This is a genomic window from Peribacillus sp. NPDC096622 (assembly GCF_044762665.1).
Taxonomy (GTDB): Bacteria; Bacillota; Bacilli; order Bacillales; family DSM-1321; genus Peribacillus; species Peribacillus frigoritolerans_B.
The window spans coordinates 193,653-206,460 of sequence record NZ_JBIWES010000008.1; the positions used below are offsets into that span (position 1 = coordinate 193,653).

General features: G+C 42.7%; 11 protein-coding genes. All 11 read right to left on the minus strand.

The window, feature by feature from the left end; all coding sequences use genetic code 11:
• Positions 1 to 18: 18 nt before the first annotated feature.
• Positions 19 to 1,317, minus strand: a complete 1,299-nt coding sequence (gene ftsA, locus ACIQYG_RS16220) for a cell division protein FtsA (RefSeq protein ID WP_402839689.1) — start codon at positions 1,315 to 1,317, stop codon at positions 19 to 21.
• Between the two features lie 264 nt (positions 1,318 to 1,581).
• Positions 1,582 to 1,947, minus strand: coding sequence for a small basic family protein (locus ACIQYG_RS16225; RefSeq protein WP_063596311.1), 366 nt, complete (start codon positions 1,945 to 1,947; stop codon positions 1,582 to 1,584).
• The gene (locus tag ACIQYG_RS16230; RefSeq protein ID WP_402839693.1) at positions 1,947 to 2,657 is read right to left on the minus strand and encodes a DUF881 domain-containing protein; all 711 of its coding nucleotides are present in this window, start codon (positions 2,655 to 2,657) and stop codon (positions 1,947 to 1,949) included. The genes ACIQYG_RS16225 and ACIQYG_RS16230 overlap by 1 nt, the downstream gene beginning before the upstream one ends.
• Positions 2,658 to 2,699: 42 nt before the next feature.
• A complete protein-coding gene (locus ACIQYG_RS16235) occupies positions 2,700 to 3,398 on the minus strand; it encodes a DUF881 domain-containing protein (protein ID WP_402839696.1) in 699 nt (232 codons plus the stop codon).
• Entirely contained in the window at positions 3,385 to 4,167 is a 783-nt protein-coding gene (locus ACIQYG_RS16240; protein WP_402839699.1) for a cell division protein FtsQ/DivIB, read from the minus strand. Before ACIQYG_RS16240 ends, ACIQYG_RS16235 begins: the two co-directional genes overlap by 14 nt.
• Before the next feature lie 130 nt (positions 4,168 to 4,297).
• Positions 4,298 to 5,206 carry a UDP-N-acetylmuramate dehydrogenase gene (gene murB, locus ACIQYG_RS16245; protein ID WP_402839701.1) on the minus strand — a complete coding sequence of 303 codons (909 nt, stop codon included), beginning with the start codon at positions 5,204 to 5,206 and terminating at the stop codon, positions 4,298 to 4,300.
• Positions 5,207 to 5,560: 354 nt separating this feature from the next.
• Positions 5,561 to 6,661: a stage V sporulation protein E gene (spoVE, locus tag ACIQYG_RS16250; RefSeq protein ID WP_098371083.1), complete on the minus strand. Its 1,101-nt coding sequence runs from the start codon at positions 6,659 to 6,661 to the stop codon at positions 5,561 to 5,563.
• 159 nt (positions 6,662 to 6,820) lie between these two features.
• Positions 6,821 to 8,173 (minus strand): UDP-N-acetylmuramoyl-L-alanine--D-glutamate ligase, encoded by a 1,353-nt coding sequence (murD, locus tag ACIQYG_RS16255; protein ID WP_402839706.1) that lies wholly within the window; start codon positions 8,171 to 8,173, stop codon positions 6,821 to 6,823.
• Complete coding sequence (gene mraY / locus ACIQYG_RS16260; protein WP_402839708.1) at positions 8,174 to 9,151, minus strand: phospho-N-acetylmuramoyl-pentapeptide-transferase; 978 nt, start codon at positions 9,149 to 9,151, stop codon at positions 8,174 to 8,176.
• Between the two features lie 90 nt (positions 9,152 to 9,241).
• Complete coding sequence (locus ACIQYG_RS16265; protein ID WP_402839710.1) at positions 9,242 to 10,714, minus strand: UDP-N-acetylmuramoyl-L-alanyl-D-glutamate--2,6-diaminopimelate ligase; 1,473 nt, start codon at positions 10,712 to 10,714, stop codon at positions 9,242 to 9,244.
• 158 nt (positions 10,715 to 10,872) lie between these two features.
• Positions 10,873 to 12,795, minus strand: coding sequence for a stage V sporulation protein D (locus ACIQYG_RS16270; RefSeq protein WP_402839712.1), 1,923 nt, complete (start codon positions 12,793 to 12,795; stop codon positions 10,873 to 10,875).
• Positions 12,796 to 12,808: the final 13 nt, after the last annotated feature.

The window sequence follows — 12,808 nt, forward strand, 5'->3', positions numbered from 1 at the left end:
CCCGATTCTTAATGATTGTTATTCAAAAAAGTAACCCAGGATTTTTTTGAATTTAGATTCACCTTTTTCACCTTGTTTTTTAGCCGTGTTCTCTTTGTTTTTCTGAGAAACCTTCTGGCTGCGCTGGTCGTTATCTTCTTGAGCTTGTCCAGCTGCTACAGGAGTTTTATTAGCGGTGTTTTTTTTCATTCTCTCTTTCTTGCATGCGTGTTTAATCAAACCAACAGCCGTAGTGTATTGGGGTTCCCTAACACCAATGTAATTGGGTTCAGCTGTCCTTACTCGGTTTTGGAACACATATTGAGCCAGCTCCAGGACTCCCGGCATCTTGACGACGCCCCCGGTCAACACGAAACCACCCGGTATATCCTGGAAGCCAAGTCTCTTCAAATCATCTTGAATCAACTCGAATATTTCGGTCACCCGCGCTTCAATGATATCCGAAAGCATTAACTGGTTGCAGGTCTGCTGCTGATCGCTGCCGATGATCGGTATTTGGAATACTTCATCTTCAGACGCGTCATCATAAAAGGCATGTCCATGCTTTACTTTTATTTTCTCAGCTTCTTCCATAGTCGTCCTTAGAACGATGGAAAGGTCCTTCGTAAGTGTTTCCCCGCCTATAGGTATCACAGACGTATATTGTAAATAGCCTTGTTCGAAAATCGCCAGGGTCGTGGAACCACCGCCAATATCGACAAGTGCCACACCAAGTTCTTTTTCATCCTTGGATAAAACAAGGGAACCTGCGGCTAAAGGCTGAAGGGCGATATCGGTTATTTCCAATCCTGCCCTTTCCACACAGCGCAGCGTATTATGTAAAATTGTCCGAAGACCTGTGATTAATATCCCTCTCATTTCCAACCGGACACCTATCATGCCCCTTGGATCACTGATTTCATCAAGTTCATCAACTTTGTAGTGAATCGGCACCACGTCGATGATTTCCCTGTCGGAAGGTATCGTTATTAACTCCGCTGCTTCCCTGACACGGAAAACGTCATGCTCGGTAATCTCTTTATTGTCACTGGATACCGCTACTACCCCATGACACGGCTGAAGCGTCACATGATTTCCACTTATGCCTACGATTACCTTTTTTATCTCCATCCCTATCATCCGTTCTGCTTGCTCTATAGCCTTTTGAATGGATTGGACGGTTTCATCTATACCGACGATCGAACCCTTTTTGAGCCCTTCTGATTTAACATTTCCTACGCCGATTATATTTAATGTGTCATTGACCATTTCCCCAATGATAACTTTTACACTGGATGTACCGATGTCAAGACTTACGTATATTTCATTGCTGTTCATTCCATGGCACCTCCTTCAGTTTTATACATGTATTAGTAGAATAACATTTTTATATCGAAGACTTATACATTATAGAATAACAGAACTGAATACAACAACTGGCGAATTTCATAGATAAGCGTTTCATTTGGTATTTCCCGAACAAAACTCGTAGATTTCTCACTTTATGGTGCATATTGTTCGCTTCTCAATGAAACTGACCTACTTAATAAACTAGATACTGCCATAAACTATTCGTCATTTATAACTTAATTCCCTTTAAAATTATAGATTTTTTTTCTGCTTTTTCCGGGAAATGGACCATTTTTCAATCAGGATCCTTCTAATCAGGGCAATATTTTGAAAGAGCCTTACACCGAACACAAAGATTGCGGCTAAATATAAGTCTACACCAAGATGTACACCTAGAAAAGCCAAACCTGCGGCTAAAACAATATTAAAGAAGAATCCTGTTACAAATACAACTTCATCATAAAGATTTTGCAAATGAGCCCGTATGCCCCCAAATAAGGTATCAAAAGCAGCAAGCACGGCAATGGAGAGATAATTTGAATATTCATGGGGAATATCAAAATCCACCAAAAAACCAAGGGTGATTCCAATCAACAGCCCAAAAACTGAAAGCCACATTACGATTCCCCCCCATCCATAATGGGTTCCATGTGTTCCACATTAATAGCATTTTGGTAAGCCGGCAATGTCAACTCGCGTGAAGGCACATTTATCTGCACTTCAAAATTATCTATAAAGAAATCATCCATAAGTTCGGAACCTTCAATGCGCTGCTTCAGTTTCTTTGGATTAACGGTTATTGCCTGTATTTCGACCGGGTAATGAACTAGAGGATATCCGTCCATTTTCGGCTGCCCATTAATATCACGAATAACCGATGTTGATATATACCTTTGTCCTGAAATGGAAATTTCGTCAGCGCCATACCTATACATTTCATTAATGAGCCGAATGATCAATACAGGTGAAATATACTCGGCCTTCTCACCAAGAAGGATATCTGCTTTGATAGGCTGTATAGATACGATTACCCCATTACCTTTTATTTCGGTCAAGCCTGCATCCGTCTTTAATTCGGTCAGGGTGTCACGCAATACTTCTTCTTTACTCTCATTTTTCTTTGTTTCATAGGATGCTATTTTTCCCTCAAGCTTACTGATACCCTCTATTAATTCCGCCTGGGTCTGCTGTTCTTTCAATAAATCATTTTTCAGTTCCCACATATCCCTTGTATCGGAAACGACAGGCTGATTCACCAAATTGAATTGAATAGCGAGCATGAAGCCAGCAATCAACGTAACCAAACTAAAAGAAAGCTTTTTTTTCATTTCCAGTTTCTCACCAATCTTTCATCGAATCCGGCGGTCTGATCACCCTCCAATAATTGGATCAAAAATGATATTCTTTTGCTTTTCCACTGTAAAGATAATATTCTCATTAACTAGCTGTTCCTTGATGCCACCGGGTAAATCCAGTGAAGCACCCAGGACATCCGGGTCCCCAATCGCAGATATGATGAAGGGAGCAGGATGCTGATGGCCATCGATTGTAATCACAGGCCCATTACAGATTATATATGAATCATGATTTAACCTTTGACCGTTAATCGCAACAGCCTCTGCACCTGATATGTATAGTTCATTGACGACCTTGAAGACATGCTGTTCATGGACGAGGTAATTATTAACATTGGCTTCTGAATCCATATCTGTACCATCTTCAAGCGTCACCTGAAGGCCTGAGCCTTTCACTTTCACTTTTCCGAGAAACATACGGTACTTTTCCGTTTCCTTTGACAAATTGAAAAAAAGCTGCTTTTCCTGCGCTAGGTCTTTTTCTATTTGGGATACATTTTCTTGCTTCTTAAGGAGTTCCTTCTGAAGTTCCCGGTTCTGCTTCTCTTGTTCGATCAGTTGCTGCCTGAGCTCATATTCCTGATCCCAGGCTTTGTCCTTCCCTGCACCTGCACCTTCACCTTCTTTGGTCAGATTGTAAGAGAAGGCAATCATGAATCCGAGAACCACACAAACCAGGGGTAAAACCACCCGTTTGCCATTAATTTTCCTCATTGGTGCCTTCCTTTTGTTCAGCGTCTTCATATGCTTTAAAATAAGAACCCACTTCCAGATCGATGACTCCCTTTACATCTGGATCCAACTGGCCGACTATCGATGGATAGTGAATCATTTTCTCGTATAAAGTCCGGCTTGTCGCACTTACTTCAAACCCATCGTTCATGAACATGACGATGTGATAGTCATCGGTTTTTGTAGGAGCGTAATGAATTTCCGAAATGGCATTCTGAATCTCGGCAGGAAGCTTGTCCAGCTCTTCTAAAAGCAACTTTAATGCTTTACCCTCTTTGAAACCAATTAAAACAGGGGCAAATACTGGAATTTCTCCTGTTGCCAACTCCTCTAAAACGGACCCGTTTTCCAAAATGGGTGCAAACTTCCCATTATTGGACAGATATGCCATCCTGTTATGTTCCGAAACGGTAATTTTAATGGAATTAGGAAATACCGGTGTCACCTTAACGCTTTTTATTTCTTGATTTTTTTTGATATTGGCTGCCGCTGCCCCTGTATCAACCTTCCAAATGCTTCGATCCTTCTTCACCTTACTCAATTTAATGATCTGTTTGGAAGTAATATAACGATTCCCCTCTACCTGCACGGATTTCACATAGCTCAACGGGGATAAGAAATATAGCACACAAGCAACCAGAATGAAGAAAAGGGACAGCAAAAGAACAAGTCGCCTGTTTGCTTTGCTTTTTCTTAATTGTTTTAATTTCGGGATGCGGTCCTCAATGGAAACGATTTTTCCCTTTTCCATCCCCTTCACCTCTTCCTGAAAAAATGGATGGTTCTTGACAGTGTGAAATCAAGACAAACTCAATATTATGTTATTAATAAACTTTAAAGGTAATACATTATATCACAATATTTGGATATAATGTATTACATTATTTTCTTCCTATAATTTCCACTTCCGTTTCCATTTCAATCTCAAATTTATCATATACCGTATCCTTCACATGCTGTATCAAGGCTTGAACATCCGCTGCACTTCCATTACCTGTGTTAACGATAAAGTTCCCGTGCATCGGTGAAATCTGAGCGCCGCCAATAGAATGGCCCTTCAGGCCTGCATTCTCGACCAATTTACCGGCATGGTGTGGAAGTGGATTCCTAAATATGCTCCCGGCACATGGAAGATTGTATGGCTGGGTATCTTTACGGTAATTCTTGTTATTTTGCATTCTTTCAACGATTTCGGTTTTATCACCCTCTATCAATTGAAAAATTGCTTCCAGTACGATACCAGGTCTTTTCTTCTGAAGCAGAGAAGTTCGATAAGAAAACTCCATTTCTTCTTTCGATAGCCAAGCTAGAGTTCCATCTTCAAAAAGAACATGTGCCTCCTTGAGAATTTCACTCATATCGGAACCGTGTGCACCAGCGTTCATATAGACTGCCCCGCCGACGGAACCAGGAATCCCACTGGCAAATTCCAATCCTGCATATCCTTTTTTACTGATTTGTACGGATAGGCTGACAAGTGATACCCCAGCTCCTGCTTTAATCTCCGTCCCATTTATCTCGAGATGATCAAGTCCTTTACCCAATTTAAGCACGGCACCTTCAATTCCGCCATCACTGACCAGTAGGTTCGAGCCTCTGCCGATCACCCTCCACGGCATTCCATTTTCTTTGATGACCTGCATCGCTTTTTCTATATTTTCAATGGATGACGGCACGATGAATAAATCAGCCGGCCCCCCAATTTTCATAGTTGTATGATTTGCAAGCGGTTCCTGTTCAAGAACTTTGCCGATTTTCATTTCAGTTAATTGCTTTATCACATTATCCATGATAAACCTCCTTGTTGTTCCAAAAATTCCAAGTTATAATTTTCATTTCCTCTTCCATGAGGTCACTTATATTACAAGATTAATAACGCCTTTTTAGCAGAAAAATGAACAGAAGCAAGCCCCAGTACGGCCTAACCCTCTTATACTATAGTCTAAACAAAGACGTATTGCCAATATTTATTGTGGATTCCCCAACATTCATACATGGTAATATTTAAGCGGCATTTCATTTATTTCTAATTTTCGGCAAGGCACCCTCCAAAATCGTTTTCCTGGAAGGGTTTTCAACGTAAAAAAGGGAAGCCCTGCGTTTAACAGGGCTTCCCTTTTGCCAAACCACATTTTTTACTTATTTCAGAACCTTGAATATCGGCTAATATTCAGGAGCACCCCAATCGCCATCAACATGAGCGTCAGCGATGAACCGCCATAACTTAAGAGGGGCAAGGTGATACCCGTAACTGGCATCAGACCCGTTACCACCCCAATATTGATCATCACTTGAATGGCGACCATTGCAATGATTCCCACCGCTACAAGGCTACCATATAAATCAGGGGCACCAAGTGCGATCCGAATGCCCCGCCAAAGCATAAGCGCAAATAATAAAATGACCAGAGAGCCCCCGATGAAGCCAAGTTCCTCGGAAAGTATGGCAAAAATGAAATCAGTCTGCGGTTCTGGTAAATAGAAAAACTTTTGGCGGCTTTGCCCGAGTCCCAATCCGAACAATCCTCCTGGCCCGATTGCATAAAACGATTGAATCATTTGAAATCCACTGCCCAAAGGGTCTTCCCAAGGATCCAGAAAAGACGTGATCCTTTTTATCCGGTAGGGCGCTGACAAAATCAGACCGATAAAACCTGCTACCCCAATTAGTCCCAAGCCGACAAAATGACTGATTTTTGCCCCGGAAATAAAAATCATGACAATGCACGTTCCAACCATTACCGTTCCCGTTCCAAGGTCCGGTTGTAACATGATCAATCCAAATGCCAAAAACACTAAACCCAAGGATGGAAGCATCCCTTTTTTAAAGGAGGTGATCAGCTTTTGCCGTTCTGATAAAAACTTAGCTAAAAAAGCGATCATCGCCAGCTTCATGAACTCAGAGGGTTGGACCGAAAAAGCACCTACACCAATCCAGCTCCTTGAACCATTTCTCGCCATCCCTATACCTGGTACAAGCACAGCCAGTAACATAATGAAACAAATGATGATAAGAATCTTGGCCCATGTCCGCCACGTCCAGTAATCCACATTCATGATAAAAAACATCGCTATGACACCGACGCAGGCAAACAGCAACTGCCTTTTAGCAAAATAAAACGAATCATCAAATTTATATGTTGCCCAAATGGCACTCGCGCTGTAAACCATGATTAATCCAACAGTCAAAAGACTTAAGGTGACGATAATGAGAATGAGATCAGGATTCGATTTTTTTAATGGCACGGACATCCACCTCTAGGAAGTTTTTCGAGCCTGCGAATATATACATCAGTACTGATTGCTTGTCAGCACTTTAGTCAAAAAAAAAGCGATAACGGCTCATTATCGCTTTTTTTCATGGTGTCAACGTAGAAGCAGGTTCACTTCTCTCTGCGAAAGCTCTTACTTAAGTTTATGCACGGCCTCCATAAACATGTCTCCTCTTTGCTCAAAAGTTTTATATTGGTCCCAGCTTGCACAAGCCGGGGAGAGGAGAATACAGTCGCCTTCATTTGATAATTCAAATGCAGCAGGCACGGCCTTTTCTACATTATCGACACGTTTTATATTCGCTATTCCTATTTCTTTGGCTACCCGTTCAATTTTTCCCGCCGTTTCACCAAAAGTTATCACGGCTTTGACATTTTTCATCGCCGGTTTCAGCTCATCAAATTCATTTCCGCGATCCAAACCGCCTGCCAATAAGATGACAGGTTCCGTAAAGGATGTTAATGCTTTGGATGCTGCAAGAATGTTCGTCGCTTTCGAATCATTATAAAATTTACGGTTATCGATCGTTGCCACGAACTGCAGACGGTGCTCCACACCATAAAATGTTTTCAGTACAGTCTGAATGGCTTCATTAGCTACACCCTTCAGCTTGGCCGCTGAGATGGCTGCGAGCACATTTTCCAAATTATGCTTCCCGGGAAGTGCTATCTCTGAAACTTCAATGATTTTTTCCCCACGGAAACAGGCGGCACCATCTTCCACATAGGCTCCATTCTCATGTTTCACTTCAGCTGAAAAAGGAACAAGTTCTGCCTTGGTCTCATTCGCCATGGATAAAACAAGATCTTGATCTGCATTATAAATCATGAAATCTGATGCTATTTGATTTTTCGTAATGGCAGCTTTTGCTTCGACATATTCCTGTTTGGAACTGTGATAATCCAAATGTGCATCATACAAATTTGTCACGATTGAGATTTCAGGACGAAATTCGTCTATTCCCATTAACTGAAACGATGATAATTCAATGACGATCGAGTCATCTGGTTTTGCATTTTCAGCAACACCAGAAGCCACTGTCCCGATATTACCGGCAATCAACGGGGATTTTTTACCGGATTTCAACATTTCGTATATCAATGTTGTCGTGGTCGTTTTCCCATTTGTACCAGTGATTCCTATGAAAGGTGCTTCACTTATCTGATAGGCCAGTTCAACTTCCGTGATAACAGGAATCCCTTTTTCCAATGCCCCTTTTACGATAGGGTTCCGATAGGGGATTCCCGGGTTTTTCACGATCAGTTCGAAACCCTCATCCAGAAGCTCGATCGGATGACTGCCGCAGATGACTTTGATTCCCTGTTCAAGAAGTCCTTGAGCCTCAGGATTTTCCGATAATGGCTTCATGTCATTAACCGTAACGAAAGCACCTAATTTATGTAGAAGCGAAGCTGCCATCACTCCGCTTTTTGCCAAACCCAATACTAATATCTTTTTCTCTGAATACTTTGCAGTCTCTTTCAATTATATCCACACCTCTAAATAGATTCCGAGTACCGCACACAGCAGCCCCACTGTCCAGAAAGTGACGACGACGCGCCATTCCGACCAGCCGGAAAGCTCATAATGGTGGTGAAGCGGACTCATTTTAAAAATACGTTTACCAGTCGTTTTAAAAGATCCTACCTGAAGGATGACCGAGAGCGTTTCAATGACGAAGACTCCGCCAATGATTACCAGGAGGATTTCAAGCTTCGTTAACAAGGCGATGGTTGCGATTGCTCCCCCAAGGGCCAAGGAACCCGTATCCCCCATGAAAACCTTTGCCGGGTGTGCATTGAATACCAAAAATCCGAGTACTGCACCGACAACCGCCACCGAAAAAATAGCGACATCATATTGTGACTGACTCCAGGCCAAAATGGCAAAAGCACCAAAGGCAATGGCTGATGTTCCTGAGACAAGTCCATCAAGCCCATCCGTCAAATTGACGGCATTCGAAAAACCTACCAGCCAGAAAATAACGATAAACAGATAAAACCAGCCAAAATCAAAAGCAAAGTCAGTGCCTGGAATCGTCAATTCAGGATTAAAACGGTCTGTCTGCTTGAAGACGAAGTAAAAGATGACCGAAATCACAATTTGTCCAAGCAGTTTTTGCTTGGAAGTCAGTCCCAGGTTACGTTTCATGACCACTTTGATGAAATCATCAAGGAAACCTAATAAACCAAAACCTAAAGTAACGAATAATAATAAATACGTTTCGGTTGAAGGTGCCGAAAATTTCAAAGTCATGACTAGTGTAGCGATGGTAACAGATAATAATATGACCAAACCGCCCATGGTGGGTGTTCCCGTTTTCTTCAGATGCGATTGCGGGCCTTCTTCCCTAATACTTTGCCCGAATTTCAATCTTCTTAAAAACGGGATGAAAATCGGCGAAAGAAGAACGGTTATTAAAAACGCCACCAAAATCGTATAAAAAATCACTTGTTCCAACATTCCTTATTCCCTCATTCCTAACACAATTCAAATATAAAATTCTGCTTGATGTCTTTTATTAATTTGTTGCAGGTCAATTTCAGCGTTGGTTCAAACTGAACCGAAACGACTTTGAATCGCCTTTTCCGCTTCTTCACGATCATCGAAGTGAAGCACTTCATCACCGACCAATTGATAGGTTTCATGACCTTTTCCAGCTATTAAGATAACGTCGCCCTCTTCCGCCTTGGAAACTGCGTAAGCTATCGCCTGCCTGCGGTCTTCAATAACCGTATATTCTTTGCCTGCTACACCAGCTTCCATATCCCGGAGGATCTGGGCAGCATCTTCACTGCGCGGATTATCCGAGGTGAAGATCGGGTCAGTAGCCAAACTGCATGCAATTTGAGCCATGATTGGACGTTTTGTCTTGTCTCGGTCCCCGCCGCAGCCCACTATCACGAAAATTTTCTTTCTAGCAAACTCACCAACAGTCTTTAGAACATTTTCCAAACTGTCCGGAGTATGGGCATAGTCAACAATGACCGGGAAGTCCTGATTCGCTGAAATGAGCTCAAAACGGCCTGCAACACCTTTTATATCCTCGATGGATCTAATCGTCCCATCCAGATCGTTACCGGCGCACAAAGCAGCAGAGATGGCTGAGAGTACATTATAAACACTGAATTTACCAATTAGCTTCAGCTGAATGTAACGCTCTTCTTTACCTGCTGTCAAGGTGAACGATGTGCCATTTGCATCAATTTTTATATCCTTGGCCCTTATATCCGCATCATTGTCTATGCCGTATGTAACGACTGTAGCAGCAGTCGCTTTAATGAAATCAGCTGTTGCCTCATCATCGGCATTGAGCACAGCATATTTAGGGCGATTTTCTATGTAAGCATTGCCAAGCTGTGAGAAAAATAAGGATTTTGCCTGCCTGTATCTGTCCATGGTTTTATGAAAATCCAAATGATCCTGAGTGAGATTCGTAAAGACGGCAATATCATAATCACAGCCATGGACGCGCCCAAGCTCAAGTGCATGCGATGAAACTTCCATAATGGCCGTGGTGACGGATGCTTCTGCCATTTCATGAAAAGCCTTCTGCAGTGTAACGCTATCTGGCGTCGTATTCTTGGTTTCATATACCGTATCGGCAATTTTGGTATACATCGTGCCAATCAAACCTGTTTTTTCATGTCGATCCTCGAAAATCTTTTCCAATAAGTGACTGGTCGTCGTCTTTCCATTCGTTCCTGTAATTCCGATCAAGCGCATCTTTTGAGTCGGATGGCCATAAAATGCATCGGCAAGCACTGCCATCGCCCTGCTCGAATCCCTGACTACGATCACGGGAACATCGAGGTCAAGCGGCCTTTCGGCAATGACTGCTGCAGCTCCATGTTCTACAGCAAGTTGGGCAAAATCATGACCATCGACTGTATAACCTTTTATACAAACAAATAAACTTCCGTCTATGACTTTACGGTTATCATTTTCAATGGAGGTGATTTCAGGATTTTCTCCTTCATACGTAAATAAGGAGTTTAAATAAGATAGTAATTTGTGAAGCTTCATTTTTCCATCCCTCTCAACTTAATTTGAGGATTCATTATATGTGATTAGCCTTGGCTTGTCGAGAAACCAATTTCAATTATACGGGGTTATCCCGACTCCGTAAACAAAGCGGCTGATGATTCTTCAGCCGCTTTAACTATTCATATATTATATTATACTTATTCTGTATTTTCGCCAAGATAAATTCTTATTGTAGAGCCTTGTTTTACTTTAACACCTGGATCCGGGGCTTGATTTATGACTTTATCCCCATTGCCGGCAATATCCAGCTTAAGGTCGATGAGCTGGGTTTGCAACTCTTTTTTGCTGAGACCCACGACGTCGGGTACCTCGACCATGACGGGATCCGTCCATACCGTTTCCTTCTCGATCTGGTTTTTCCTTGGCTTGACGCCCATGGCCCTAAGTGAATCCTCCATGATATTCCCAACGATCGGTGCGGCAACGACCCCGCCGAATTGTACCGTTCCTTTCGGATTATCCACAGCTATATAAACGACGATTTGCGGATCATCCGCTGGAGCGACACCAATGAATGAAAGAATATAATTATTTTCAAGGTATCTGCCATTTTCAGCTTTTTGGGCTGTACCCGTTTTCCCGCCGACGCGGTACGACTCCACGAATGCTCCTTTACCGCTTCCTTGGGCGACAACGGATTCAAGTGCTTCACGGACTTTCTTCGAGGTTGCTTCTGAAATCACCTTTTTCTTCGCCTGAGGGGTCTTTCGCATCAGCACTTCCCCATTTTTTGGATTCACCAGTTCCTTCGCGATATAAGGTGTATATAAAGTCCCGCCATTCACGGCCGCCGATACCGCTGTCACCTGCTGAATGGGCGTTACGGCTACACCTTGTCCAAACGCAGTCGTTGCCTGCTCAACCGGACCCACTCGATCCATGTTGAACATGATTCCTTTTCCTTCTCCGGATAAATCAATCCCCGTCTTTTGCCCAAAACCGAAATCATTTATATATTTAAACAGCTTGTCTTTACCAAGCCGGTTCCCTAATTCTACAAAACCAGGGTTACATGAGTTCTCGACTACTTCAAGAAAAGTTTGGTCCCCATGTCCTCCGCTTTTCCAGCAATGCAGCGTAGACCCTGAAACTTCCACATGTCCGGAATCATAAAAATGTTCCTTTTGTAAGTCGACCTTCCCTTCTTCAAGCGCCGCAGCAAGCGTGATGATCTTAAAAGTAGAACCTGGTTCATATATACTCCAAACTGGTAAATTACGATTATACACTTCTGAGGGTACATTTTGAAAATTGGCCGGATCGAAGGTTGGCCTGCTGGACATTGCCAATATTTCCCCTGTGTTCGGGTCCATTGCAATGGCAATTATCCCATCGGGATCATATGTCGCCTCCGCATTATCAAGCTCCCTCTCCACAATGGTCTGGATTTTGCTATCAATGGTCAACTTCAAGTTATCACCATCAACAGGGGGCTTATAGTCATCGGCCATATTCTCGAGCCTTTTCCCCTTCGCATCCGAGTAAAATTTAACGAATCCCTTTTCCCCGCTTAGTTCCTTATCATAAGACAATTCAATGCCCATCAACCCTTGATTGTCAGATCCTGTAAAGCCAAGAACATGCGAAAGGTATTCACCAAATGGGTAATGGCGCTTTGAATCTTCAGCGATATATACGCCCTTTATCCCTAATGCTTTAATTTCCTTCGCCTTTTCATGAGATATCTTTCTGCCTTCCGGAATTCTGACGCTCATCGCTTGTTTCGTTAACCATTGATAAGCCTTTTCCTTTGTCATATCCAATATTGAAGCAAGCTGCTCCGCCGTCTCCCCAGGATTCTCAATCTGTCTTGGGATGACATAGACTGTTGGCGCGGATATATTCGTTGCCAGCTCGACACCATTCCGATCCAGGATTTCTCCTCGTTTGGCTTCAAAAGGAATATTCCTGCTCCAGGAATCTTTAGCCAGCCCCGTCAACTTATCCCCCAGATAAAACTGTACAATTCCCAATCGGATATCAATGATAAAAAAAACAACGATACCGATTGCCAATGCGATTGCCAGCCGTTTTCGGACAGTAACATTCGAAACACGCAAAAACAGGCACCTC

Coding starts and splice junctions, on each gene's coding strand:
- ftsA (WP_402839689.1), bottom strand. CDS start 1,317: ATGAACAGCAATGAAATATACGTAAGTCTTGACATCGGTACATCCAGT.
- ACIQYG_RS16225 (WP_063596311.1), bottom strand. CDS start 1,947: ATGTGGCTTTCAGTTTTTGGGCTGTTGATTGGAATCACCCTTGGTTTT.
- ACIQYG_RS16230 (WP_402839693.1), bottom strand. CDS start 2,657: ATGAAAAAAAAGCTTTCTTTTAGTTTGGTTACGTTGATTGCTGGCTTC.
- ACIQYG_RS16235 (WP_402839696.1), bottom strand. CDS start 3,398: ATGAGGAAAATTAATGGCAAACGGGTGGTTTTACCCCTGGTTTGTGTG.
- ACIQYG_RS16240 (WP_402839699.1), bottom strand. CDS start 4,167: ATGGAAAAGGGAAAAATCGTTTCCATTGAGGACCGCATCCCGAAATTA.
- murB (WP_402839701.1), bottom strand. CDS start 5,206: ATGGATAATGTGATAAAGCAATTAACTGAAATGAAAATCGGCAAAGTT.
- mraY (WP_402839708.1), bottom strand. CDS start 9,151: ATGTTGGAACAAGTGATTTTTTATACGATTTTGGTGGCGTTTTTAATA.
- ACIQYG_RS16265 (WP_402839710.1), bottom strand. CDS start 10,714: ATGAAGCTTCACAAATTACTATCTTATTTAAACTCCTTATTTACGTAT.